Here is a 24,832-nt window from a genome sequence, read left to right on the forward strand (position 1 = left end):
CCAGCCCACTCACAAACGCAGGAGCAAGTGGTGATCGAAGAGACCCTCCTCGAGGCCGAGGAGAAGATGGAGAAGGCCGTCGTGGTCGCCAAGGAGGACTTCGCCGCGATTCGCACAGGCCGTGCGCACCCGGCGATGTTCAACAAGATCGTGGCCGACTACTACGGCGCCCTGACGCCGATCAATCAACTGGCCTCGTTCTCGGTGCCCGAGCCGCGGATGGCCGTGGTGACCCCGTTCGACAAGAGCGCGCTGCGCAACATCGAGCAGGCGATCCGCGACTCCGACCTCGGCGTCAACCCGAGCAATGACGGCAACATCATTCGAGTGACGTTCCCCGAGCTGACGCAGGACCGCCGCAAGGAGTACATCAAGGTCGCCAAGACCAAGGCCGAGGACTCCAAGATCTCGATCCGCTCCATCCGCCGCAAGGCCAAGGAAGCGATCGACAAGGCGATCAAGGACGGCGACATCGGCGAGGACGAGGGCCGTCGCGCGGAGAAGGAGCTCGACGACACCACCGCGAAGTACGTCGCCCAGGTGGACGAGCTGCTCAAGCACAAGGAAGCCGAGCTGCTCGAGGTCTGAGTGCTCGGGTCTGAGGACTGAGGAATCCGATCCGTGAACGACTCTTCCTGGGGGGCGCCTCCCAGCACCGGGTACTGGGGGCCGCCCGACCAGGGCCCTGCTCAAGGGGCTGCCCCGGCAGGTCCCGCGTACGATGCGCATGACGCCCTGTATCCAGCAGAGACGCAGCCCATGCCCATCGTGCCCGACGTGCCTGACGCACCCCAGGAGCCCATGTCCAGCGCACCACAGCCCGCCCCCGAAGCGCCTCGTGCGCCTCAAGCGCCGCAGAAGAAGAGCGCGGGCCGTGACCTCGGGGCGGCCATAGGAGTCGGTGTCGGGCTCGGCGCGGTGATCGTCGCGTCGCTCTTCATCGTGAAGGCCGTCTTCATCGGCGTCATAGCGGTCGCCGTGGTGGTCGGCCTCTGGGAGCTCACCTCGCGGCTCGAGGAGCGCAAGGGCATCAAGGCGCCGCTCGTGCCGCTCGCGGTGGGCGGCGCGGCGATGGTCGTCGCCGGGTACGTCCGCGGGGCCGAGGGTGCCTGGGTCGCGATGGCGCTCACCGCGCTCGCGGTGCTCGTCTGGCGCATGACCGAGCCGCCCGAGGGCTATCTGAAGGACGTCACCGCGGGGGTCTTCGCCGCGTTCTACGTCCCGTTCCTCGCCACGTTCGTGGCGCTGATGCTCACCGCGGACGACGGCCCGCAGCGGGTGCTCACGTTCCTGCTCCTGACCGTGGTCAGCGACACCGGGGCGTACGCGATCGGCTGGCGCTTCGGCAAGCACAAGCTGGCGCCGCGCATCAGCCCCGGCAAGACCCGCGAGGGCCTGCTGGGCGCGGTGACGTTCGCGATGGCGGCCGGCGCGCTGTGCATGGAGTTCCTGATCGACGACGGCACCTGGTGGCAGGGGCTGCTCATCGGCCTCGCGGTCGCCGCGAGCGCGACGCTCGGTGACCTGGGCGAGTCGATGATCAAGCGGGACCTCGGGATCAAGGACATGGGCACGCTGCTCCCGGGCCACGGCGGCATCATGGACCGCCTCGACTCGCTGCTGCCGACGGCCCCGGTCGTCTGGCTGCTGCTCGTCATCTTTGTGGGTTCCGGCTGACCCGCGTCTGTGTACGAGAGGGGCTCGCCGTCACTGGACGGCGAGCCCCTTTTCGTACGCCCTCTTCAGCTTTCGTACGCCACTTACTTCAGCTTGTGGCACGCCTTCTGCGAGAGGTTCTTCCACTGCACGCAGACCAGCGTGCCCTTGCGGAACTTGCGCCCCGTGGTGGTCCCGGTCTTGCCCCGCTCGACCTCGGCGGCGTTGCCGTGCGGAACCGAGTGGGCCGGGCGCCAGCTCTTGCCGACGTGGGTCGAGCCGCCCGGCTGCTTGTACAGCCAGCGTGCCTTGCCGGCCTTGTACGGAGACCTGGCTGTCTGGACATAGTTCAGGCCACGCTTGGTGGACCCCTTCTTGTTCCAGTAGAAGAAGGGACCGAGTACACGCAGGTCCTGCCGCTCTGCTTCACGCAGCGCACCTCTTGGTGCTTGCTCACGCTCGCAGCGGCCTTGGCCTGGGCCCCGGTCTGGGCGTTGGCCGGTGCGGCGGTCGTGACGGCGAGCGCTGCGGTGGCGCCGATCAGAAGCGCCTTCCCCGTTTGATTCAACACGTGCTGATTACCTCCAGCGGAGTTGATGTTGTCAGGGGAGACTGTAGTGATCAATGGCAGGGTCATGACAGCGGTTTGGTCGCAGTCCTGGCATAGCCTCGTTTCAGGAGACCTCACATGCTGTCTGTGTCTCCACTCTGAGGAGGCGATGGTGAGCGGAACCGGGGCGCGGTTACTCGCGGGCGCCATGATCGTGACCTGCGCGGCGCTCCTCGGCCCCAGTGCCCCGAACGGTGCGCACATCGCCAAGCCACTGCCGGCCGGCAGTCCCGAAGAGGTCGTGCCGAACCGGGTCATGACGTGGAACATCTGCAACCCCTGCAACGCGAGCGGGCAGAACGTCGGCCGGGCGGCGGAGATCGCGACGTACGCGCCCCAGGTCGTCGGCCTGCAGGAAGCGTGTGTCCGGGACGTCGAGAGCATCCGGGATCATCTGCAGTACCAGTACGGGCTGGTCTACCACGTCGAATATGGGTCGGTTCTGCGCAACTGGGGCCGCTGCGGGGGACTGCCGTGGAGTCCGGGCGCCTTTGGCCAGGCGGTCCTCTCGGCGGCGCCGATGACGGACCGTACGAGCGTGGAATATCCCGACGGCGGATCCGAGGACCGCGGGTACATGGCCGTCACCACCCTCGTGGACGGCCGGCCCGTCCGGGTCTTCAACACGCACCTGGCCCATCGCCACCAAGAAGCGGTCCGGGCCGCACAGGTCGGCGTACTGGCGGCGGAGGTCGCCCGGCACGACCGCGCGATCGTTCTCGGCGACTTCAACGCGGTGCCGACTGCCGCTGAGCTCACGGGGATGTGGGGCCTGGCCGCGGACGTGGACCCCGAGTGCGGACCCGCGGCCACCGGCATCTGCAAGACGACCACCGATTGGCACACCAAGTTCGACTACGTCTTCCTGCGGGGCTTCGACCGGCTCGAACACGGAGTGCATCCCACCCCGTACTCGGACCACAGCCTGCTCCACGCCGACGTGGGGCCGAAGCAGCGGCCGTGACCTGGCCGGGCCCCCGCCGTCTGAGACACTGGAATCACCATGCCTGTACCCGGAGAACTGGCAGGTCAGAGACGAGAATTGGCCCCCTACCAGTGCGTTTGCCGCTGATAGGGGGCCAATTGCTGCTTGCTGGGCCGTGCCTGGGCCGTGGGAGGGTGTGGAGCTAGGCCGATGCGAGGCGGCGGCGGACCGCCTCGCCGCTCGCGTTGATGAACGCTGGTATGGCTTTGTGGTGCCGCTCCCACAGCCGGGCGTACGACTCATCGTCCACGTGGCCCTGCCTCCAGTAGCTCCCCAGTTCCTTGCCGGCCGTGTTCAACTCCGCAAGTGCCGCAAGCAAGGCGGCGTCCCGAGTGAGGATCCGTAGCCGAACAGACGCCAGCACGTGGGCGGGGAGGTCGTAGCCACTGACGCGATCGTCCATGCCGAGGACCCGCTCCTCCCAAATGCGATCCTCGAAGTCTGTTACTGAGGCAGCGATCAAGGCGCATTGCTCCATGAGCAACTCCGACAGGCGCACCCTGTCCTCGGCACGCTTCATGAGGCGTTGCCCCAGTAGCGCGATGGCAGCGCCGACGGCTGTCGCGAGCAACGTCCCCCAAACGCCCATGGGAGCATTGTTCCCGCGCTGGTGCTCACTGCATAGCGAAGCCCGGAGAACTTCCCGGGGGAAATGCAGAGGAACCAGGGTCGGACCCGGCCAATCGCAGGTCAGACAGGTTGAGCGTGATCCCGGTGTAGGTGGGCACCTGCCGGCCGAATTGGTCGCGGGGGCGGGCCCGGTGGAGCTGGGGGACGACGGATTGCAGGTTGCGGCCGAACATCTGCTTCGTGCCGACGGCGCGAACGCCGTTGTCCTCGGCCCACTCCCGCTATACCGCCCACAGGGTGTCGACTGGCACCGTGGTGTCGGCCCCGGTGATGCAGCACTCGCGCACGAACGCGCTTGTAGGCGAGGCGGTGTCCTGCATGATGACGACCGATTCCCGCGACGACTCAGACATCGGTGATGCGTCCGCCACGCTCCAAGCGGGCGAGGCCATCCAGAGCCCAGTTGAGGATGCCGGGCGTCTCCTCGGCGAGCTTGTCGGTCAGGCCGGTGTCCTCCTTGCCGAGCCAGGAGACGGTCATGCTCAGCACCACGAAGCGGCGGGCAATGACCCGGATGAGTCCCCGAAGTTCGGCAGCTCGTTGGGCAGCACCATCAGGCGCGTGGGCAGCTTGCCCGTCCACGGGTCGCGGAACTTTCGGTCGATGTCGATGGTGTCTTCCCCGGAAATGGTCAGCAGCCGTTCGACGACCTGCCCGCCGTCCTTGCCGGACAGGCGCGCATCGGAGATGACCGCGAGTGGCTTGCCGATCAGGGACGACAGACCGAAGTTGCTACCGAGCCCGGCCAGGGTGGCCCGGCGAGGTTCTCCCGGCCGACCAACTCTTTAAGGACGCGGGCGATGGTGCCTTTCCCGGAGCGGGAGGGGTCCTTTGATCAGGAGAATCTTTTGCTGGTCGGTGCGGCCGGACAGGATGTAACCGAACCACTCCTGCAACGCTGCGATGGCTGCCGGGTCGTCCGGCCAGATCTGCCGCAGGAAGCGTTCCCAGCTCGGCGCACTGGCTTGCGGGTCGTAGGCGAAAGGGACCGAGACCAGGTTGAAAAAGCCTGGCGAGTGCGGCAACAGAGCCCGGTCCCGGATCCGCAGCAGGCCGTTCTCGCACGCCACGATCGGGATGCGGTCACCGCTGTCCGCGTTGGTCTCGATCCAGGAAGGTGCGTCCGCCTCGGTGGGCAGCAGCGTGATGGCTCCGAGCGCATCGAGAAGGTTGCTGATCTTCTGTTTGGTTGGTGCCCAGTCGCGGATTTCCGGCTGCCCCTCGCGGTCTGCGCCGCCTTTGAAGGTGGCGTGCTCCAGCCGCTTGTACATGGACGCGCGCATCTGGTGCTCATCCAGCTCACGCCAGCACGTGCCGGTCCAGCGCATCCAGGAGCCGCGCCAGCGGCGGCACAGCAGGTTGCCGTTCGGGTCCTGCCAGTCGGGGATTACCCTGCGGGCGACGGCCATCGGGTTGGACGGGGCGGGTAGTTCTTCGGCGGTCATGCGGCCGTCCTTCCTTCCTGGGGAGTACGCAACAGGCATTGGTCGCGGTGGGCGGTGTGGTCCTCGATCAAGGCCAGGACGCGAGGCTTGCCGACGGCGCTGCGGTTCCTGCCGCACTCGCACTGGCTGTTGGCGGTGGGGACGGCGCCCTTGGGTGCCACGATGTGGAGCCATGCCACGGGGGACCGTCCGTCGCCGCGTGGCGGGTCAGGGCGAACAGCAATGGGGGGACGCCTTCGGCGAGACGTCTTTCGGCTCGCCCACGGCCGTCCGGGGCGCGGCCTGGTCGGCGATGCACGGGACGGTCGGGGTGGGGGTGATGCTCTTCAGTGAGGGGCGGCGAGGGGTGCTCATGCCGCTACCTGGCGACGCTGGTTGTGGGCGATGGACCAGTTCAGTGCACTGCGCAGGGTCGCGCGGCACTGAGACGTCGGCAGTCCGGCCGCCTCGCCTGCTCCCTGAAGAGCATCCTCGACCGTCGATCGGGGGAGGTCGCCCCACGCGATGAACCGCCCCAGGGCGCGCGCCGCCGTGAACAACTTCGCCTCGCGCTCCCGGTGTTGAGATCCGGCGACGTTGCGAGTCTCGTTGGCGAGCGCGATGTCAGCGTATCAGCGGGATTGTGCCGTTTCGGCCACTGAAGGAGCCAGTGACGCCCTGGGGCGGGCTTGAGGATGCTCACAGCCATCCGGGCAGTGAGGTCGCCACAGAGCCGCCTACGGCTTCGTAGGGTCCGGCGGGGGTGGGTGCTGCCCGCTGCGACGACGTAGCCGCCACATGCGCGGGTGTCGACCAACGGGGCGATCGTGCCTGCGGTGTTGGTCAGCCGTCCGCCGGGTGGAGCAGCGAAGTACAGGTGCTGACCGCCGCTCGCAGTCCGCGTCCGGCAGGTGTCGGGGACGGTGTGGCCGGTGCGCTCGCAGAGCGCCTTGAAGGTCGTCACGCGGCAAGGCGTGTCCCCATTGCTGCTGTCCTTGGGCATGTCGAGATCTATGACCAGCAGCCTGGAAGGGCCGGTGGCGATACCGACGTTGAACTCGCCGTGCGACCAGGCGGCGCGGATACGGTCCGCGTCGGTGGTGGCGCGCTGCTCCCACTTGCGGTGCCCGCTAACACAGACTCCGGTGCGGGGGCAGGCGGCTTCGCCGTGCAGGGCGGGGCGCTTGGTGCCGGGACGGAGGGGAAAGACGTGCCAGCCGCGAGCGGCGGCCTCCAGGGCAGCGTCTTGCAGGCGGCTTGGGGAAGGGTCTCGCGGGTTGTCCGTGGGTTGGGTCATGCTTGGGTTCTCCAGTTCCCGTGAGCTGGGATAGGGGGGCAGCCGCGGACTTTGGCGAGAAGGCGGTTGCCCCCGTCGGGGGAGTCAGGGGGGCTATGAATAGTGCAGTGATTGCTCTGGTTGTTGCGGTGTGCGGTGTGATGGGAACGCTGCTAGCTCCGGTCCTCTCCCAGGGTTCGCAAGCCAGAGCTTTAGAAGCGGATTTTGAGAGACACCAGCAAGCGGACCGAACCCAATGGCGGCGCGAGCAGGAGCGTGAGGGGTTAGAGCAACGGCGCACTTGCTACGTGGACACGAACGCTGCTTTCCGCAGGTATCGGGTTCAGTTGATGAACTTCCTGTACTTCGTCCACCGTGGCCAGGTGACCGAAGAAGCCAGCCAGGAACTTGAAGCAGCACGTCAAGCGCATCACACGGCTTTCGCCGAGGCCCAGATGATTGCTTCCGCCTCGGTTTTGAGCTATCTAGATGAGCTGGCTATTGCTCTCGGGCAGAGCTACCGCAGGACGAAGAATCTGGAAGAGGGTCACCCAGAATCAGACGGATCTTTCGAAGAAATCGAGGTGTACCTGAACTGGCTCTGGGAGCGTTGGGATGCGATGCGGGGTGCCATGCGCGCGGATCTAGGTATCAGCGATGCACCTCGTACACCACCGTCGGGTAACTCCCCCTGAGCGCGTGACGCCTCCGTCCGACTATCAGCCGTGGAAGTGGTTTCGCTTGATGCCGGCCTTGCGGATGTGGAAGGTGTTGCCGCCCCCGTCGTGGCCGAGGATCTGGACGGCGATCCAGCCGCCAAAGATAACGGCGGCCAGGATGATGAGATGTGTGATCAGCGCGGTGAGTGCGGCGATGAACGTGGTGAGCAGGAGCAGGCCGCCGCAGACGGCGCCGAACCCGATGCCTCCGAGCGCGAGGTTCACCGCTGTCCGCGAGACGACCGGTTTGGCGGCGGCGGGTTCGGGTTTGGCGAGCTCGATGGCATACCCGGTGACCACGCGGCCGTCGGGCAGCACGATGGACTGCACCGCCGCTACCTGGCCGTTGGCGGACACGAACGGGGCAGCCTGTGCCGGGACGATCGGGGTAGGTTGGTGGACGGTCACGGCCCGTTCCGCGGGCGCGCGCTGTTGGGTTTCGGGGTACATGCGGAATCCCTTCTGGGGTGAGGTCAGGGAGGCGAAGACACCCCCTGCCGAGGTGCGTGTGAAGGGGGTTTCAGGGCGGTGACCTGCGGGCCTCCCCGCCTCCCTGAGTGATCATTCGTGCAGGTCAGGGCCAGGGAGGCGGTCAGGGAGTTCTCCCTGCCTCCCTGACCGCCGGGGGCGCGCCTCCCTCTATCCGGCGGTGGAAGCGGAACCCTCGCCGTCACGGTTCTTGAGGGCGCGGGTGAGGCGGTCGCGGCCGATGACCATGCGTCCGTCGGACTTGTAGGGCTTCCAGCAGCTCAACCGGGTGCAGAGGTTGAGAGCGGGACGCTCTTGGGAATCGTCGTGGCGCGGGTTTGGACGGCTTCAAACTCCGCCCCTACCGTGCAGACAGCCCCTGACCAGCTAGTTGGCCGGAGCCTGGGCGAGCACCGCCGCGGCGGTGCCGAGGGAAGCCGGTATCGCCGGATGGAAGGGGGACTCAGCGCACCCCTCAACTGCCTGCAGCACACGCGCTTCTGATGCGCTGCGAAGCTCTGCAGCTGTCTGATACAACGACAACATGCTGCTGGATGAAGCGGGACTGCTCGATGAACTTGACCGTCACAGGCGTTCTGTTGACACGGACTACTTTGACCTCTCCTTGCGCGAGCTGGTGCGGATGGTTTCTGAGCAGGAGATCAAGATCGCTCCCGCGTATCAACGCCAATTTCGGTGGGATGACGAAACGCAATCTGCACTAATTGAATCTTTCCTTCTAGGGCTGCCCGTTCCGGCGATTTTCGTTGCGACCAATCGCGATGCTACTTGGGATGTCGTAGATGGCCTTCAGCGCATCTGTACGATTCTCCGATTTATGGGTGTGGACGCGCCTGAATCCGAAAATTTTCGGTTCAGCGCTGCGCCTCTACGCTTGAAGTCGCTCAAGACGCTAGCCGGTTTCGGTGATTTGACCTACGAGGAGCTTCCTAGGCCAATTCGGATGACTCTTGATCGGAGATTTTTGCGGGTTCAGGTGTTGAGTGATAAATCTGAACCCGAAGTTCGTTTTGAGCTTTTTCGGCGGCTTAACGCTGGAGCAGTGGCACTTACGCCTCAAGAGATTCGTAGCTGTATTTTCCGAGGTCCATTTCATGAGCTTCTCGAAGACCTGTCGCAGAGTAGGCAATTCAAGTCCCTTCTGAAGCTGCAAAAATTGAACCAAACGAACGGCACTGCAGAAGAGTTGGTGCTCAAATTCTTCGCATACCTAGACCGTTCCTCTGTATTCGATGGAAAGGTCACAAACTTCCTTAACGGCTATATGCGCGATAGAGCTTCAGATACTGACCTGGCGGCAGATCGGGAAATTTTTGAAAAATCGGTAGACTTTCTATCCTCCATTATTAACGGGCCATTTTTGAGGGGAAAGCTTTCGATTACGCCACTGAATCAATTTGAAGCTGTATTGGTGGGAGTAGGCAGCCTCTTCCGTAAGGGGATTGAACCGGTCGAACCTCCTGCGGGATGGCTAAATGACGAGAAGCTTGTCGATTTTAGTACCGGCGCCACGAATACTCGCACAATGCTTGTTAATAGAATTAGTCGTGCTGAAGAGTTGATGACGTGACGTCGTACGGTGCAGTCGAGAACATTTTCTCGGAAGCCGTGGAGCGACTCTCCCGTGAACGGCGGCGCCTGCATCATCTATCTACCCAAATCGAGCCACAGGCTTTTGATCGAGACGGGTTCTTGGCTATGGGGAGGGCGCTATCATATGTCGTCATGGGCGGAGTGCTTGAGTGCTTTATGCGGGACCTTCCGAGGGCCTTGGCTACCGATGTTGCTGCGTTGAGAATCCCGCGAAATAGCCTTCCCTTGGGTCTGATTGCCGCATTGGAGGCGCCAGCCTTCCGTAAATGTGGTGAAGGTACGATAGGTGCTCTGCTCGCCCGCACTTCAATTCTTCAGGGGGCGGTTGCGCATTCTACGGATGTGCGGCTCGTTGAGGATTTCAGTGATTCGCTACGGCTCGCTGATGGCTCAACGGTCGGTCAGAAGAACTTTGAGGTGTTGTGGGCCTTGCTGGATCTGCCAGGGGACTGGCGAAATTCCCCGAATGACGTTTTTCTTCTGAGGGAAATCAAGGATAAACGCAACGATGTTGCGCATTGGGAGGCGGATCCAGTGGATGTTGGGCGCAGTAAGCGTCCGACATCTCTAATCGAGATGGTGGATCAACTGATCGCCTTGCTTGATCACGCGCTTTTGCACATCTGCTATTGGTTTGAAGAGCGAATGCCCTTGCAGATCAAAACTAGTGGTCCTTAGCTCAGGTCGTGCCTACTTGGCTCTTCCTGGGGCGGAGGAGAGGGGCCGGGGGGGGGGCTCGCTGAGGCAGCCACACCACCTCCCCTCTGGGTGACTGGCAGTGGTGCGGCGCAAGTTGGACGGCCAGCCGCCCCCCGATAGCCGAGGGTTCGATTCCAGTGAGGGCTCTGCTCGCATCGTCCCGTGCTGGCGATGTTCTCGGTCATAGTCCGCAGTGCGGGCAGCGCTTGCTCGTCCGGCCACGCGTCTCGACCTGTACGCCCCGCTCCCGCATGCGACGTAGGTGATAGGCGACGGACGAGGTGCTTGAGAGCCCGACCCGGTCGCTGATTTCCCGAACCGTGCGGCTCTCGCCGTACTCGGCGACCCGCTCCCGGATGCAGCGCAGGATGCACTCTTGCTGTTCGGTGAGGCGCTCGCTCATGACGTGTGCACCTCTGAACGTGCGGAGGCGAGGCGGCGCAGCTCGACGCGGGCTGCTGGCGACCTGCCTGCTTCTGTGGACCAGAACGGGTGCCACATCAGGTGAGTGGAGAGCTGTTGTAGAACACGGCGCAGCATCGCGGGGTGGGCCGGTTGAGGATCTGCGAGCGCCTCGTGCGTGCAGGTCCAGGCCGTCTGGAGCTGGATCAGGTCGTTGGGGAAGGGGGCCGACGCCATGACAAAGATTAGGTCATGTGTTCGAATATCTCTGCAAGTGGGCTGCGCGTCGAGGTGCTGAGCCGTGATGCGTCATCTAGCAGTGCCCTTCTGACCTGCGTTGAGACACTTGAGTCGCGGCGTACAGCAATACGGGCCCAGCTCTCGGCGTACCTCTGAGGGCCGTGGCGGCATGAGGTCCGGGCAGGGTGCATGGGCTTCTTCTCGCACGTCAGCTGGGGGACCGCCGGGCCGTCTGTGGGCCGTCCAAGGGGGGCCCACGGCGACCAGTGGTGACCAACGACGACCACCACCGATAGGCGGTGACCTGGCCGGGCCCCAACCGTCTGCGACACTGGAATCACCATGCCTGTACCCGGAGAACTCACCTTCGTCGCGCCCCGCGGAGCCAAGAAGCCGCCGCGGCATCTCGCCGACCTCACGCCCGCCGAGCGCAAGGAAGCCGTCGCCGCCGCCGGCGAGAAACCGTTTCGCGCCAAGCAGCTCTCGCAGCACTACTTCGCGCGGTACGCGCACGACCCGGAGCAGTGGACCGACATTCCCGCCGGGTCCCGCGGCAAGCTCCAGGAGGCGCTGCTTCCCGAGCTGATGTCCGTGGTGCGGCACATCAGCTGTGACGACGACACCACCCGTAAGACGCTGTGGCGGCTCTTCGACGGGACGCTCGTCGAGTCCGTGCTCATGCGCTATCCGGACCGGGTGACGATGTGCATCTCGTCGCAGGCCGGGTGCGGGATGAACTGCCCGTTCTGTGCGACGGGGCAGGCCGGTCTCGACCGGAATCTGTCGACCGCCGAGATCGTGCACCAGATCGTGGACGGGATGCGTGCGCTGCGGGACGGGGAGATCCCCGGTGGGCCCGCGCGGCTGAGCAACATCGTCTTCATGGGGATGGGCGAGCCGCTCGCCAACTACAACCGGGTGATCGGGGCGATCCGCAGGCTGACCGATCCCGAGCCGGACGGTGTCGGGCTCTCGCAGCGCGGCATCACCGTGTCGACCGTCGGGCTCGTGCCCGCCATCCACCGGTTCGCCGACGAGGGCTTCAAGTGCCGCCTCGCGATCTCCCTGCACGCGCCCGACGACGAGCTGCGCGACACCCTCGTACCCGTCAATACGCGGTGGAACGTGCGGGAGGTGCTGGATGCCGGCTGGGAGTACGCGGCCAAGTCCGGGCGCCGGCTTTCCATCGAGTACGCGCTGATCAGGGACATCAACGACCACGCGTGGCGCGGTGACCGGCTCGGGCGGCTGCTCAAGAACAAGCCCGTGCATGTGAACCTGATCCCGCTGAACCCGACGCCGGGCTCGAAGTGGACGGCATCGCGGCCGGAGGACGAGAAGGCCTTCGTGGACGCCATCGCCGCTCATGGGGTGCCTGTCACGGTTCGTGACACCCGTGGCCAGGAGATCGACGGGGCGTGCGGTCAGCTCGCCGCGTCGGAGCGTTAGGCTGGCCGAAACACAACTTCATAGCCGAAACACATCTTCATATTCCGACAGGGGAGCGCCACAGCGCTGAGAGTGCGGCAGCCAAGGACAGGTTGGCCGCAGACCCTCTGAACCTTGCCCGGGTCATTCCGGGTAGGAAGTTCGGACATCACTCAAGCTGTTGCGCCCTGCCCGCGGACCCTTCCGGTCCGTGGGCAGGGCCGCGTCTCTTCCTGGTCACCCCCAGGAGGATTGAATTCAGTGAGCACCACCAAGAAGGTCACGGTCACCGCCGTCGCGGTGACCCTCGGGATCGTCGCGCTCTCCGCTTGCGGCAGCTCCGACGGCAGCGGCGACAACGCCGCAGACTCCAAGAACGTCACGCTGGTCAGCCATGACTCCTTCGCCGTCTCCAAGGACGTACTGAAGGAGTTCGAGAAGCGGTCCGGCTACAAGGTCAGCGTTCTCAAGGACGGGGACGCAGGCGCCGCCGTGAACAAGGCGATCCTGTCCAAGGACAACCCGCAGGGCGATGTCTTCTTCGGCGTCGACAACACCCTGCTCTCGCGGGCGCTCGACAACGACCTCTTCCAGTCGTACGAGGCCAAGGGCTCGGACCAGATCGCCTCGCAGTTCCGCGTCGATCAGGACAAGCACCGGGTGACGCCCGTCGACAGCGGCGACATCTGCGTCAACTACGACAAGAAGTACTTCGCCGACAAGAAGCTGGCGCCGCCGAAGTCCTTCGACGATCTGGTCAAGCCCGCCTACAAGAACCTCCTCGTGACCGAGAACGCGTCGACCTCGTCGCCCGGGCTCGGCTTCCTGCTCGGCACCGCCGCCCAGTACGGCGACGACGGCTGGCAGGGCTACTGGAAGAAGCTCAAGGCCAACGGCGTCAAGGTCGTCGACGGCTGGGAGCAGGCCTACAGCGAGGAGTTCTCCGGCTCCACCGGCGGCAAGAAGGCCAAGGGCGACCGGCCGCTCGTCGTCTCCTACGCCTCGTCGCCGCCCGTCGAGGTGCTCTACGCCAAGCCGCAGCCCAAGGAGGCGCCGACCGGCGTCGCGACCGGCACCTGCTTCCGGCAGGTCGAGTACGCGGGTCTGCTCGGCAACGCCAAGAACGAGAAGGGCGGCAAGGCGCTGCTCGACTTCCTGATCAGCACCGAGTTCCAGCAGGACATGCCGCTGAACATGTTCGTGAACCCGGTGCGGGAGGGCGTCGAGCTGCCCGAGCTGTTCGTCAAGCACGGCGTGAAGGTCGACGAGCCGGAGACCATGGCCCCGAAGAAGATCGCCGACAACCGTGATCAGTGGGTCAAGTCGTGGACCTCGCTCGTACTGAAGTAAAGGCCCCCGCTCGTAAGGGGTTCACGCGCGGGAGCGCGGCTCGGCTCGGTCTCATGGCCGTGCCCGTCGCGTTCTTCGCGGTCTTCTTCGCCTATCCGGTCGCCGCGATCGTCGCGCGCGGCCTGAAGGTGGACGGGGAGTGGCAGTTCGGGCGGATCGCGGAGGTCATCGGGCAGTCCGACGTGCGGCACGTGCTGTGGTTCACCACCTGGCAGGCGCTCGCGTCGACCGCGCTCACGCTGCTCATCGCGCTCCCCGGCGCGTATGTCTTTGCGCGCTTCGAGTTCAGGGGCAAGCAGGTGCTGCGGGCCGCCGTCACGGTGCCGTTCGTGCTGCCGACGGTCGTCGTCGGGACCGCGTTCCTCGCCCTTGTCGGGCGCGGGGGGCTGTTCGACGAGATGTGGGGCCTGCGGCTCGACACGACGGTGTGGGCGATTCTGCTCGCGCACGTCTTCTTCAATTACGCCGTCGTCGTACGGACCGTCGGCGGGCTCTGGTCGCAGCTCGATCCGCGCCAGGAGGAGGCCGCGCGGATGCTCGGCGCCTCGCGCTGGAGGGCCTGGCGGACGGTGACGCTGCCCGCGCTCGGCCCCGCGGTCGCGGCGGCCGCGCTGATGGTCTTCCTGTTCACCTTCACTTCCTTCGGCGTCGTACAGATCCTCGGCGGCCCCGCGTACTCGACGCTCGAAGTCGAGATCTACCGGCAGACCGCCCAGCTCCTCGACCTGTCGACGGCCGCCGTCCTGACGATCGTGCAGTTCGTGGCGGTCGGCCTGATCCTCGCCGTGCACGCGTGGACCGTACGCAGGCGGGAGACCGTCCTGCAGTTGGTCGACGCCTCCACGGTCGCCCGGCGGCCGCGCGGCGTGGGGCAGTGGGCGTTGCTCGGCGGGGTCATGCTGACGATCGCCGTGCTGATCCTGCTGCCGCTCGGCGTGCTGATCGAGCGGTCGCTGAGCGGCCCCGACGGCTATGGCTTCACCTACTACCAGGAGCTGACATCGGCGGAGGGCGGCGCCTTCCTGGTCCCGCCGATCGACGCGGTCTGGAATTCCCTCCAGTACGCGCTCGCCGCCACCGCCATCGCCCTGGTGATCGGCGGTCTCGCCGCGGCGGCGCTCACCCGGAAGGCCGGTCGCCTGGTGCGCGGCTTCGACGCGCTGCTCATGCTGCCGCTCGGGGTGTCCGCGGTGACGGTCGGCTTCGGGTTCCTGATCACGCTGGACGAGCCGCCGCTCGACCTGCGCTCCACCTGGATCCTGGTGCCCCTTGCGCAGGCACTGGTCGGCGTGCCCTTCGTCGTACGCACCATGCTTCCCGTCCTGCGCGCGGTCGACGGACGGCTGCGCGAGGCGGCGGCCGTGCTCGGGGCGTCGCCGCTGCGGGCGTGGCGCGAGGTCGACCTGCCGATGGTGCGGCGGGCGCTGCTGATCGCGGCCGGGTTCGCCTTCGCGGTGTCCCTGGGTGAGTTCGGCGCGACCGTATTCATCGCGCGGCCGGACAATCCGACGCTGCCGGTCGCCGTGGCCCGGCTCCTCGGGCGGGCCGGGGAGCTCAACTACGGGCAGGCGATGGCCCTTTCGACGATCTTGATGGTGGTGTGCGCGGTGTCGCTGCTGCTGCTCGAACGGCTCCGTACCGACCGCACGACTGGGGAGTTCTGATGGGTGTGGCCACGGGAGCGGGTGCGGGTGCCGGTGTGGGGCTGCTGACGCTGGCGGATGCGACGGTGCGGTTCGGGGCGCGGGCCGTGCTCGACCGCGTCGACCTCGAGGTCGCCGAGCACGAGATCGTGTGCGTCCTCGGGCCGAGCGGCAGCGGCAAGTCGACGCTGCTGCGGGCGGTCGCGGGGCTGCAGGAGCTGGACGGCGGGCAGGTGCTGCTCGACGGACGGGACCAGCGGGGGGTGCCCGCGCACAAGCGGGGCGTCGGCCTGATGTTCCAGGACCATCAGCTCTTTCCGCAGCGCGACGTGGCGGGCAATGTCGCCTTCGGGCTGCGGATGCACGGCGTGGCGCGGGGCGAACAGGCCCACCGGGTGGCCGAGTTGCTCGACCTCGTGGGGCTTCCGGGTGCCCAGCGGCGGGCCGTCGCCTCGCTCTCCGGCGGCGAGCAGCAGCGGGTCGCGCTTGCGCGTGCGCTCGCTCCTAGGCCTCGGCTTCTCATGCTCGATGAGCCGCTCGGGCAGCTCGACCGGTCGCTGCGGGAGCGGTTGGTCGTCGAACTCCGCGAGCTCTTCGACGAGTTGGGTACGACGGTGCTCGCGGTCACGCACGACCAGGGCGAGGCGTTCGCGCTCGCGGACCGGGTTGTCGTGATGCGGGATGGGCGGATCGCCCAGTCCGGTACGCCACTTGAGGTGTGGCGGAACCCGGCGGACGAGTTCGTCGCGCGGTTCCTCGGCTTCGACAACGTGGTCGACGCGACGGTGGTCGGTGACGTGGCGGACACCGCCTGGGGGAAGATCCCGGTGCCTTCGGGTGTACGGGACGGCCGGTGCCGGCTCCTGGTGCGGCCCGCCGGGGTGCGGCTTGTGCCCGCCGACGAGGGGATGCCCTGCATGGTGGCGGCGCGGACCTTCCGGGGCACGCATGTCGCCGTACACCTGGAGCCCGGGGCGGGGCCGAGGCTTGAGGCGGCTTGTGCGCTGCGGGATGCGCCTGGGGTGGGGGAGACGGTGGGGGTCGCCTTTGACGTGGGGGATGTCGTGGTTCTGGGCTGAGGTGGCCTGGGGGAGTGGGGGAGTGGGGGCGAAACTCGGGTGCCCGGGCGGCGCGGTCGATCTAGGGTGCGCCTCATGACGTCTTTGGATTACGACCGCCACTGCGCCGAAATCGCAGGTCAGCTGGGCCAGTTGCGGGCCACCCTGGCCGGAGCCGACCTTTCGGCCACGGTGCCGACCTGCCCGGAGTGGTCCCTGGGGTACCTCGCCCGCCACATCGGCGGTGCCGTGCGCTGGGCCGAGCGGCTGGTCGCCACCCGGGCCACGGACGACATCCCGGAGGAGAACGTCCCGGGCATCCGTGGTCCCGAGGGCGACGACCCCGCCGCGCTCGACGCCTGGTTGGCCGAGACCGCTGAGCTGGCCTTGAAGACGCTGCCCGCCGTGAGCGCCGATACCCCGGTGTGGACCTGGGCCGAGCCGCAGAACGCCGGGTTCTGGGCGCGGCGTATGACGCATGAGGTGGCCATTCACCGGGCGGACGCGGCGATTGCCGCGGGGGTTCCGTATGAGGTCGCGGCTGATGTCGCTGCCGATGCGATCGATGAGTGGCTGGAGATCGTGCGGTACGTGCAGCGGTCCCAGCCGGATGACAGTGCTGCTGAGCTGCGGGGTGCGGGGCGCAGCATCCATCTGCACGCGACTGATGCGCCGGCGGGGCTGAATGCCGAGTGGGTCATCGAGTTCGGTGAGGATGGGTTCAGTTGGCGGCGGGGGCATGAGAAGGCGACCGTTGCTCTGCGGGGGCCGCTTACTGAGGTGTTGTTGGCCTTCTATCGGCGGCGGTCTCTGGATGGCGGCACTGTGGAGGTGCTGGGGGAGCGGGAGTTGCTGGAGTTCTGGCTGGAGCGGGCCTCGTTCGGGTGATTCTCTTTCCCCAACCCCGCCCCTTCCCGAAAACCCGCTGCGCGGGGGCCTTGTGTGCCGTCATCACCGGCTTCGCCGAGTTCGTCCTCAAACGCCGGACGGGCTGGAAGGTTCGCCGGGCGGGCTGGAAGGCTCGCCGGATGGGCTGGATGGTTCGCCGGGCGGGCTAGAGGGTTCGCCGGATGGGCTGGAGGGTTCGCCGGGCGGGTTGGAAGGTTCGCGGGGCGGGTTGGAAGGTTCGCGGGGCGGGTTGGAAGGTTCGTCGGGCGGGTTGGAAGGCCGGGTGGCCACCGCCCGACGTCACGAGGTCGTCGTGCTCGCCCCGCCCGGCGGGAGGGATGCCAGTGCGTTCGGGACCTCCTCCACCCTCTCCACCAAGGCGATCGTCGGCTCCATCGAGCGGTCCCGCGCCAGCGCCTGCAGCAGGGGCCAGGCCGGGAGCTTCTGTGTCCAGTGCGTGCGGTTGACCAGGACCATTGGCGCCGGTTCGCCCCGGGACTCGTAGTAGTTGGGGGTCGCCGCGTCGAAGATCTCCTGGACCGTGCCCGCCGCGCCGGGCAGGAAGACGACGCCCGCGTTCGAGCGGGCGAGCAGGCCGTCCTCCCGGGTGGCGTTGGCGAAGTACTTGGCCAGGTGGGTGGCGAAGGCGTTCGGCGGCTCGTGGCCGTAGAACCAGGTGGGGATGCCCACCGACGCGCCGCCGTCCGGCCAGCGCTCACGGACGTCGAAGGCCGCCCGCGCCCACTCGGTGATCGACGGGGTGAAGGAAGGGGCCTTGGAGAGGAGTTCCAGTGCCTCGTCCAGCATCTCGTCGCGGAAGACTGACGCGTACGCGCCCAGGTTCGCGGCCTCCATGGCGCCGGGGCCGCCGCCCGTCGCGACCACGAAACCCGCGCGGGCGAGCGAACGGCCGAGCCGCGCCGCACCCTCGTACGCTTCCGAGCCACGGGCCATCGCGTGGCCGCCCATGACGCCCACCACCCGTGCGCCGACGAGCAGTTCGTCGAGGGCGTCGGAGATCGCGTCGTCGTGGATCGCGCGGAGCATCGAGGAGAAGATGTCCCCGTCCGCCTTGGTCTCCTGGAACCAGGCGTACGCGCGGGCGTCCGGCGTCGCGTCGTACCCGCCTTCGGCGAGCCCGGCGAACAACTCGTCGGGTGTGTAGAGAAGGCCTCGGTACGGGTCGAACGGCAGACCCGGCACCGGCGGGAACACCAGCGCCCCCGCGGCCCGCATCGCGTCGGCCGCGCCCTCTTCCATCAGACAGCCGAGGAAGACGGCGCCCTTGGCGGCGCAGGACCGCAGCACCTGCGTACGCTCCGTCAGATCTATGCCCTGGACGCGGACTCCCGCCAGCGAGCCCCGCGCGGCGACCTCGTCGAACTCGGCGAGGGTCTCGATCTCACGGTCGCCGCCCGGGAGTTGGGCGGGCGATGACGCGTGGGCGGATGCGGGTTCGGGAGTCGACTGCATCCGCCCATGCTAAGCAGGCACCGCCGGGCCGTCGTGCTCAGCCCTCGACGGCGGTCGGGTCCATCCACATGATCTCCCACGTGTGGCCGTCCAGGTCGTCGAAGCTGCGGCCGTACATCATGCCGTAGTCCTGCGTACGGCCCTCGGTGGCGCCGGCCGCCACGGCCTTGTCGACCAGCTCGTCGACCTTCTCGCGGCTCTCGGCGCTCAGACAGAGCAGCGCCTCGCTGGTCGTGGTCGAGTCCGCGATCTGCTTCGTCGTGAAGTCCTGGTAGCGCTTCTTGCCGAGCATCATCGCGACGATGGTGTCGCTGATCACGACGCAGGCGCAGTCGTCCGTGGTGAACTGCGGGTTGATCGTGTAGCCGAGCTCCGTGAAGAACTTCTTCGTGCTGTCGACGTCGTTCACGGCGAGGTTGACGAAGATCATCTGCTGGTACATGAGTGTCTCTCCCGTTGAGCTCTGTGTGGTTGGTGCGTCGTGTGCCGTACGGAGGGGTAGACGTCCGTTCGACGCGGAACTCATCGGAGGACGCGAACTTTTTTCTCCGGCTCGGACGACAGGCAGCCTCGGACGACAGGCAGCCTCGGACGAGCGGCAGCCTCACACGAGAGGCAGTGCCGCCAGCTCCGCCACCAACCACGTCAGCGGGCCGAACAAGGCCGCGAGCGCGCCCGCACGCAGCGCCGCCGAGCCGCGCAGCATCGTCATCGGCGCCCCCAGCTGCAGCAGCGCGGCCGTCGTGTCCGAGCGCGCGTTCTTCGCCTCGATCGCGGCCGTGGCCAGGGTGAGGACCGCGCAGCCCACGACGAGCAGCGAGCCGAGCGTGGTCAGCGGACCGATGTCGGGGCGGCTGCCGGAGTACAGCGACAGCGCCGCGTACCCGCCCGACGCCACCGCGCACAGCACCCCGAGCGGCCGGCCGATCCGCCGCGCCTCCTCCTGGAGCGCGCGCCCCGCGAGCAGCCGCATCGCGCCGGGCCGTACCGACTGCAGGATTCGTCCGCAGAGGTAGGTGAGGCCGGGCCCCGCGACCGCAAGGCCGAGCGCCGTGAGCCCCCATCCGGCGAGCACACCCCCGGAGCCGCCGTTGAGGCCGCCCGGCATGGCGAGGGCTGACTCCCCGGCGGCCCCGCCCGCCCGGCTCGCGTACGTCTCGACGGCGAGACCCGCGGCGAGCAGCGCGACACCCCAGGGCAGCCCGCTCGGGGCGGCAGCGGGGGCGTCCGGCCGCTCCGGGTCGTCCTGCTCCTGCTGGGTGCCGCGCTTCGCGGGGCGCGGCCGGAGCACGAGGGCGCTGGCCACCGAGGCGGTCAGCGGCACCAGGGTGAGCAGGGTCAGCGCGGCGGCGAGCGGCAACGGCGTGTCGGCGGCGAGCAGTTCGGCCGCCGCACCGTCGAACGGGAGCCCTGTCAGATCGCCCCGCAGGTGCAGGAAGAACAGCAGCGCCACCATCGAGCCGAGCGAGCAGGCCACGGCCGTGGAGATCGCGGCGAGCACCGTGAGCCGGGCCGGGCCGAGCCCCACGGCGGAGAGTCCGGAGCGCGGCCGCGTCGCCGGATCGGTACGGGCGACGGTGACGGCGAAGTACACGGTGGCGGCGATCGGCGCCACGCACCAGGCGAGCCGAAGGGCGGCCCCGCCGGACGCTTCCGGGTGGCCCATCGCGTACCCCAGCGTGCACAGCAGCAGGAAGCCGGTGCCCGCCGAAGCGGCGGCGACGAGCAGGCGGCGCAGCTGGACCAGGGGACGGGCGCCGCGGGCTAGACGGAGAGCGAGCACGCGGCCCGGCCTTCCGCGTCGGCGTCGCCCGCGACGGAGCCCTCACCCGAGCCCTCGCCGGCGTCCGCGTCCGCCCTGGTGGCCGGGGCGGCATCACCCGCCGCCTCCGGCAGATGCACCGTGTTCACGCGCCGCCCGTCCAGCAGCGGGACCGTGCGGTCGGCGAGGGCCGCGACCTCGGCGTCGTGCGTGGCAAGGACCACCGTGATGCCGTGCGAGCGGGCCGCGGTCGTCAGCGTACGAAGGACGTGTGCGCGGTCGGCGCGGTGCAGGGGCGCGGTCGGCTCGTCGGCGAAGATCACCGGCGGCATGGTGACCAGGGCGCGGGCGATGACGACGCGCTGGCGCTGGGCCTGGAGCAGGGCGTGCGGACGCTTGCGGGCGCAGTCGCCGATGTCGAGGCGCTCCATCCACTCCTGGGCGACGGTCCGGGAGCCGCGGTTCGACGTGCCGCGCAGCATCAGCGGCAGCGCGACGTTCTCCCAGGCGGTGAGCTCGGGCACCAGGTGCGGCTCCGGGTCGATCCAGCCGAAGCGGTCGCGGCGCAGTCGCTCGCGGACCGCGAGGCCCATCGTGTGCACCGGCGTGCTGTTGAACCAGACCTCGCCCCGCTCGGGCAGGAGCTGGCCGGAGAGGCAGCGCAGGAGAGTCGTCTTGCCGCTGCCGCGCGGGCCGCTGACGGCGAGGATCTCGCCCTCGCGGACACCGATCGATACGCCGGTGAGCGCGGGCGAGCCGTTGTGTGTGACGTGTAGAGCGCGTGCCCACAGCACGTCGTTGTCCGGCGGGGCCACCATCACGTACACCTCGGTTCAGATCAGTTTGCCTCCCCCGTACGGGGGAACGAAGGCGGGGCCGATCGGTCACTGGGCACGCTAGGGATCCAGGCCGCGCTGCCTGGAAACGACGCGGCCCGGGGGCGCCCGTTCTCACTCGAACGGGCGCCCCCGGGGCCGGTGTTGATCCGTCTGTACGGACTACAGCTTCGTCCAGGCCTCCGTGAGGACCTGCCGCAGGATGCCCTCGATCTCGTCGAAGGTGTCCTGGTTGGAGATCAGCGGCGGGGCCAGCTGGACGACCGGGTCGCCACGGTCGTCGGCGCGGCAGTACAGGCCGTTGTCGTAGAGCGCCTTGGAGAGGAAGCCGTAGAGCACGCGCTCCGTCTCCTCGTCGTTGAACGTCTCCTTGGTGGCCTTGTCCTTCACCAGCTCGATGCCGTAGAAGAAGCCGTTGCCTCGGACGTCGCCGACGATCGGCAGGTCGTGCAGCTTCTGCAGGGTCTGGTGGAACGCGCCCTCGTTGTCGAGCACGTGCTGGTTCAGACCCTCCTTCTCGAAGATGTCGAGGTTGGCGAGGCCGACCGCGGCCGAGACCGGGTGGCCGCCGAAGGTGTAGCCGTGCAGGAAGGTGTTGTCACCCTTGTAGAACGGCTCGGCGACCTTGTCCGAGACGATGCAGGCACCGATCGGGGAGTAGCCCGAGGTCATGCCCTTGGCGCAGGTGATCATGTCCGGGACGTAGCCGAACTTGTCACAGGCGAACATCGTGCCGAGACGGCCGAAGGCGCAGATGACCTCGTCGGAGACGAGCAGCACGTCGTACTTGTCGCAGATCTCGCGCACGCGCTGGAAGTAGCCGGGCGGCGGCGGGAAGCAGCCACCGGCGTTCTGCACGGGCTCGAGGAACACGGCCGCGACGGTCTCGGGGCCCTCGAAGAGGATCTCCTGCTCGATCTGGTCGGCAGCCCAGCGGCCGAAGGCCTCCGGGTCGTCACCGTGGATCGGGGCGCGGTAAATGTTCGTGTTCGGCACCTTGTGCGCGCCCGGGACGAGCGGCTCGAAGGGGGCCTTCAGGGCGGGCAGACCGGTGATGGACAGGGCGCCCTGCGGGGTGCCGTGGTAGGCGACCGCGCGGGAGATGACCTTGTACTTCGTGTGGTTGCCGGTGAGCTTGTGGTACTGCTTCGCGAGCTTCCACGCGGTCTCGACGGCCTCGCCGCCACCGGTGGTGAAGAAGACCTTGTTCAGGTCGCCCGGAGCGTAGTCCGCGAGGCGCTCGGCGAGCTCGACGGCCTTCGGGTGGGCGTAGCTCCACACCGGGAAGAAGGCCAGCTCCTGAGCCTGCTTGTACGCGGTCTCTGCGAGCTCGTGACGACCGTGGCCGGCGTTGACGACGAACAGGCCGGAGAGGCCGTCGAGGTACTTCTTGCCCTTGTCGTCGAAGATGTAGGTGCCCTCGCCACGCACGATGGTGGGAACGGGCGCGTTCTCGTACGACGACATGCGGGTGAAGTGCATCCACAGGTGGTCGTACGCGGTCTGGCTGAGGTCCTTGCTCACGGCTATCGGGTTCCCCACATATAGGTCTGCTTCTTGAGCTTCAGGTAGACGAAGCTCTCGGTGGAGCGCACGCCGGGGAGGGCGCGGATGCGCTTGTTGATCACTTCGAGAAGGTGGTCGTCGTCCTCGCAGACGACCTCCACCATCAGGTCGAAGGAGCCCGCGGTCATCACCACGTACTCACACTCGGCCATGACTGTCAGCGCCTCAGCGACAGGATCCAGATCGCCCTCGACATTGATGCCGACCATCGCCTGCCGTCGGAATCCCACGGTGAGCGGGTCCGTGACGGCGACGATCTGCATCACGCCCTGGTCGAGCAGCTTCTGGACGCGCTGCCGTACGGCTGCCTCGGACAGGCCCACGGCCTTGCCGATGGCGGCGTACGGACGGCGTCCGTCCTCCTGAAGCTGTTCGATGATCGCCAGGGAGACGGCGTCGATGGACGAAGAACCGTTCCCGTGTCGGGAACTGCTGGAATCTGCGCTGCGACTGGCCACGACCCCATGGTGCACGGGACTCGACAGTTCCGCAAGGCCAGATCGATGAAATTCGTTGTTTGGAGCTTCGAACGTCACGGATTTCGCAGTTCTGGGCCTGCAGGTATGTTGAAAGCGTCTGTAGAACGACTAGGGTGGATGTCTCATCCACTGGACATCAGGAGGGCAGGACGTGACCACCGAGCTGCGCCGTCTGCGTAACTACATCAACGGCGAATTCCGGGATGCCGCCGACGGCCGGACCACCGAGGTGGTCAACCCCGCCACCGGCGAGTCCTACGCCACCGCGCCGCTGTCGGGACAGAGCGACGTCGACGCCGCCATGGAGGCGGCCGCGGCCGCGTTCCCCGCCTGGCGTGACCTGACGCCCGCCGAGCGCCAGAAGGCCCTGCTGAAGATCGCCGACGCGTTCGAGGAGCGCGCCGAGGAGCTCATCGCGGCCGAGGTCGAGAACACGGGCAAGCCGATCGGACTCACGCGGTCCGAGGAGATCCCGCCCATGGTCGACCAGATCCGCTTCTTCGCGGGTGCGGCCCGGATGCTCGAAGGCCGCGCGGCCGGCGAGTACATGGAGGGTCTGACCTCCATCATCCGCCGCGAGCCGATCGGCGTCTGCGCGCAGGTCGCGCCCTGGAACTACCCGATGATGATGGGTGTATGGAAGTTCGCCCCGGCGCTCGCCGCGGGCAACACCGTCGTCCTCAAGCCCTCGGACACGACCCCCGCGTCGACCGTCCTGATGGCCGAGATCATCGGCTCGATCGTCCCCAAGGGCGTCTTCAACGTCGTCTGCGGCGACCGTGACACGGGCCGCGCGATGGTCGAGCACCACACCCCGGCGATGGCCTCCATCACCGGCTCCGTGCGCGCCGGCATGCAGGTCGCCGAGTCCGCATCCAAGGACCTCAAGCGGGTCCACCTGGAGCTGGGCGGCAAGGCGCCGGTCGTCGTCTTCGAGGACGCCGACATCGCCAAGGCCGTCGAGGACATCTCGGTGGCGGGCTTCTTCAACGCGGGCCAGGACTGTACGGCCGCCACGCGCGTGCTCGTCCACGAGTCCATCCACGACGAGTTCGTGACGGCGCTCGCCAAGGCCGCCGCCGACACGAAGACCGGCCAGCCGGACGACGAGGACGTGCTCTTCGGCCCGCTCAACAACGCCAACCAGCTGAAGCAGGTCTCCGGCTTCATCGACCGCCTTCCGGCGCACGCCAAGGTCGAGGCGGGCGGCCGGCGGGTCGGCGAGAAGGGCTACTTCTACGCCCCGACCGTCGTCTCGGGCCTCAAGCAGGACGACGAGATCATCCAGAACGAGGTCTTCGGCCCGGTCATCACCGTCCAGTCCTTCACGGACGAGGCGCAGGCCGTGTCGTACGCGAACGGCGTGGACTACGCCCTGGCGTCCTCGGTCTGGACGCAGAACCACGCGCGCGCCATGCGCATGTCCAAGGTCCTCGACTTCGGCTGCGTCTGGATCAACACGCACATCCCGCTGGTCGCGGAGATGCCGCACGGCGGCTTCAAGAAGTCCGGCTACGGCAAGGACCTTTCGGCGTACGGCTTCGACGACTACACGCGCATCAAGCACGTCATGACGTCGATCGAGGGCTAGTCGCGTCCGCCGGGTTGCTCGTCGCCCTAATGGAG

At 67.4% G+C, this 24,832-nt stretch carries 26 protein-coding genes, 1 pseudogene and 1 riboswitch; of the genes and pseudogenes, 12 read left to right on the forward strand and 15 right to left on the reverse strand.

Translation table 11 applies throughout. The annotated features are described in order from the left end of the window. Window positions 1–30 precede the first annotated feature (30 nt). The 3 genes from frr (at window position 31) to OG453_RS27160 (ending at window position 3,230) form a co-directional block, all read left to right on the forward strand. Complete coding sequence (gene frr, locus OG453_RS27150; RefSeq protein ID WP_127829926.1) at window positions 31–588, forward strand: ribosome recycling factor; 558 nt, start codon at window positions 31–33, stop codon at window positions 586–588. 33 nt (window positions 589–621) lie between these two features. Then, entirely contained in the window at window positions 622–1,677 is a 1,056-nt protein-coding gene (locus OG453_RS27155; protein WP_266871131.1) for a phosphatidate cytidylyltransferase, read from the forward strand. 698 nt (window positions 1,678–2,375) lie between these two features. After that, window positions 2,376–3,230, forward strand: coding sequence for an endonuclease/exonuclease/phosphatase family protein (locus OG453_RS27160; protein WP_266871132.1), 855 nt, complete (start codon window positions 2,376–2,378; stop codon window positions 3,228–3,230). Window positions 3,231–3,393: 163 nt separating this feature from the next. Here OG453_RS27160 and OG453_RS27165 read toward each other — a convergent pair whose 3' ends face one another. The 6 genes and pseudogenes from OG453_RS27165 to OG453_RS27185 form a co-directional block, all read right to left on the reverse strand. Further along, complete coding sequence (locus OG453_RS27165; RefSeq protein WP_266871133.1) at window positions 3,394–3,840, reverse strand: hypothetical protein; 447 nt, start codon at window positions 3,838–3,840, stop codon at window positions 3,394–3,396. A 386-nt stretch (window positions 3,841–4,226) separates the two neighbouring features. Further along, window positions 4,227–4,361 carry a hypothetical protein gene (locus OG453_RS27170; RefSeq protein ID WP_266871134.1) on the reverse strand — a complete coding sequence of 45 codons (135 nt, stop codon included), beginning with the start codon at window positions 4,359–4,361 and terminating at the stop codon, window positions 4,227–4,229. A gap of 2 nt (window positions 4,362–4,363) precedes the next feature. Continuing rightward, entirely contained in the window at window positions 4,364–4,630 is a 267-nt protein-coding gene (locus OG453_RS45170) for a primase-helicase family protein (protein ID WP_323178715.1), read from the reverse strand. A gap of 36 nt (window positions 4,631–4,666) precedes the next feature. Beyond that, entirely contained in the window at window positions 4,667–5,326 is a 660-nt protein-coding gene (locus OG453_RS27175) for a hypothetical protein (RefSeq protein WP_266871135.1), read from the reverse strand. Further along, the gene (locus OG453_RS27180; RefSeq protein ID WP_266871136.1) at window positions 5,323–5,505 is read right to left on the reverse strand and encodes a hypothetical protein; all 183 of its coding nucleotides are present in this window, start codon (window positions 5,503–5,505) and stop codon (window positions 5,323–5,325) included. Before OG453_RS27180 ends, OG453_RS27175 begins: the two co-directional genes overlap by 4 nt. A 171-nt stretch (window positions 5,506–5,676) precedes the next feature. After that, a pseudogene (locus tag OG453_RS27185) lies at window positions 5,677–6,602 on the reverse strand (bifunctional DNA primase/polymerase). Between the two features lie 95 nt (window positions 6,603–6,697). Here OG453_RS27185 and OG453_RS27190 point away from each other — a divergent pair. Continuing rightward, a complete protein-coding gene (locus tag OG453_RS27190) occupies window positions 6,698–7,276 on the forward strand; it encodes a hypothetical protein (protein WP_266871137.1) in 579 nt (192 codons plus the stop codon). 24 nt (window positions 7,277–7,300) lie between these two features. On the opposite strand, the gene OG453_RS27195 is transcribed toward OG453_RS27190, so the two are convergent. Continuing rightward, a complete protein-coding gene (locus tag OG453_RS27195) occupies window positions 7,301–7,750 on the reverse strand; it encodes a hypothetical protein (protein WP_266871138.1) in 450 nt (149 codons plus the stop codon). 562 nt (window positions 7,751–8,312) lie between these two features. On the opposite strand from OG453_RS27195, the gene OG453_RS27200 reads away from it, so the two are divergent. Continuing rightward, complete coding sequence (locus OG453_RS27200; RefSeq protein WP_266871139.1) at window positions 8,313–9,359, forward strand: DUF262 domain-containing protein; 1,047 nt, start codon at window positions 8,313–8,315, stop codon at window positions 9,357–9,359. Next, complete coding sequence (locus OG453_RS27205) at window positions 9,356–10,060, forward strand: hypothetical protein (RefSeq protein ID WP_266871140.1); 705 nt, start codon at window positions 9,356–9,358, stop codon at window positions 10,058–10,060. The genes OG453_RS27200 and OG453_RS27205 overlap by 4 nt, the downstream gene beginning before the upstream one ends. A gap of 202 nt (window positions 10,061–10,262) precedes the next feature. Here the strand turns inward: OG453_RS27205 and OG453_RS27210 are convergent, their stop codons facing one another. After that, window positions 10,263–10,484 carry a LexA family transcriptional regulator gene (locus OG453_RS27210; RefSeq protein ID WP_266871141.1) on the reverse strand — a complete coding sequence of 74 codons (222 nt, stop codon included), beginning with the start codon at window positions 10,482–10,484 and terminating at the stop codon, window positions 10,263–10,265. Then, entirely contained in the window at window positions 10,481–10,720 is a 240-nt protein-coding gene (locus tag OG453_RS27215) for a hypothetical protein (RefSeq protein ID WP_266871142.1), read from the reverse strand. The genes OG453_RS27210 and OG453_RS27215 overlap by 4 nt, the downstream gene beginning before the upstream one ends. 345 nt (window positions 10,721–11,065) lie before the next feature. Here OG453_RS27215 and rlmN point away from each other — a divergent pair, with 345 nt between their 5' ends. From rlmN to OG453_RS27240, 5 genes are all read left to right on the forward strand, one after another. Beyond that, window positions 11,066–12,172 (forward strand): 23S rRNA (adenine(2503)-C(2))-methyltransferase RlmN, encoded by a 1,107-nt coding sequence (rlmN, locus tag OG453_RS27220; protein WP_266871143.1) that lies wholly within the window; start codon window positions 11,066–11,068, stop codon window positions 12,170–12,172. A gap of 39 nt (window positions 12,173–12,211) precedes the next feature. Then, window positions 12,212–12,329: riboswitch (TPP riboswitch) on the forward strand. A gap of 83 nt (window positions 12,330–12,412) precedes the next feature. After that, on the forward strand, window positions 12,413–13,501 hold the full coding sequence (locus OG453_RS27225) for a thiamine ABC transporter substrate binding subunit (protein WP_266871144.1): 1,089 nt from the start codon (window positions 12,413–12,415) through the stop codon (window positions 13,499–13,501). Further along, window positions 13,477–15,165, forward strand: coding sequence for an iron ABC transporter permease (locus tag OG453_RS27230; RefSeq protein WP_266871145.1), 1,689 nt, complete (start codon window positions 13,477–13,479; stop codon window positions 15,163–15,165). Before OG453_RS27225 ends, OG453_RS27230 begins: the two co-directional genes overlap by 25 nt. Next, window positions 15,165–16,223 (forward strand): ABC transporter ATP-binding protein, encoded by a 1,059-nt coding sequence (locus OG453_RS27235; protein WP_266871146.1) that lies wholly within the window; start codon window positions 15,165–15,167, stop codon window positions 16,221–16,223. Before OG453_RS27230 ends, OG453_RS27235 begins: the two co-directional genes overlap by 1 nt. A gap of 75 nt (window positions 16,224–16,298) precedes the next feature. After that, the gene (locus OG453_RS27240) at window positions 16,299–17,090 is read left to right on the forward strand and encodes a maleylpyruvate isomerase family mycothiol-dependent enzyme (protein ID WP_266871147.1); all 792 of its coding nucleotides are present in this window, start codon (window positions 16,299–16,301) and stop codon (window positions 17,088–17,090) included. Between the two features lie 300 nt (window positions 17,091–17,390). On the opposite strand, the gene OG453_RS27245 is transcribed toward OG453_RS27240, so the two are convergent. The 6 genes from OG453_RS27245 to OG453_RS27270 form a co-directional block, all read right to left on the reverse strand. Further along, window positions 17,391–18,563: an LOG family protein gene (locus OG453_RS27245; protein WP_266871148.1), complete on the reverse strand. Its 1,173-nt coding sequence runs from the start codon at window positions 18,561–18,563 to the stop codon at window positions 17,391–17,393. A 37-nt stretch (window positions 18,564–18,600) separates the two neighbouring features. Next, complete coding sequence (locus tag OG453_RS27250; protein ID WP_266871149.1) at window positions 18,601–19,005, reverse strand: VOC family protein; 405 nt, start codon at window positions 19,003–19,005, stop codon at window positions 18,601–18,603. A 162-nt stretch (window positions 19,006–19,167) separates the two neighbouring features. Beyond that, complete coding sequence (locus OG453_RS27255) at window positions 19,168–20,346, reverse strand: hypothetical protein (protein ID WP_266871150.1); 1,179 nt, start codon at window positions 20,344–20,346, stop codon at window positions 19,168–19,170. Continuing rightward, the gene (locus OG453_RS27260) at window positions 20,328–21,143 is read right to left on the reverse strand and encodes an ABC transporter ATP-binding protein (RefSeq protein WP_266871151.1); all 816 of its coding nucleotides are present in this window, start codon (window positions 21,141–21,143) and stop codon (window positions 20,328–20,330) included. Before OG453_RS27260 ends, OG453_RS27255 begins: the two co-directional genes overlap by 19 nt. A gap of 180 nt (window positions 21,144–21,323) precedes the next feature. Beyond that, a complete protein-coding gene (locus OG453_RS27265) occupies window positions 21,324–22,703 on the reverse strand; it encodes an aspartate aminotransferase family protein (protein ID WP_266871152.1) in 1,380 nt (459 codons plus the stop codon). Next, complete coding sequence (locus OG453_RS27270) at window positions 22,688–23,200, reverse strand: Lrp/AsnC family transcriptional regulator (RefSeq protein WP_266871153.1); 513 nt, start codon at window positions 23,198–23,200, stop codon at window positions 22,688–22,690. The genes OG453_RS27265 and OG453_RS27270 overlap by 16 nt, the downstream gene beginning before the upstream one ends. Before the next feature lie 157 nt (window positions 23,201–23,357). Between OG453_RS27270 and OG453_RS27275 the strand changes: the two genes are divergently transcribed. Further along, window positions 23,358–24,797 (forward strand): gamma-aminobutyraldehyde dehydrogenase, encoded by a 1,440-nt coding sequence (locus OG453_RS27275; protein WP_266871154.1) that lies wholly within the window; start codon window positions 23,358–23,360, stop codon window positions 24,795–24,797. The last annotated feature ends 35 nt before the right edge of the window (window positions 24,798–24,832 follow it).

Source organism: Streptomyces sp. NBC_01381, assembly GCF_026340305.1.
Taxonomy (GTDB): Bacteria; Actinomycetota; Actinomycetes; order Streptomycetales; family Streptomycetaceae; genus Streptomyces.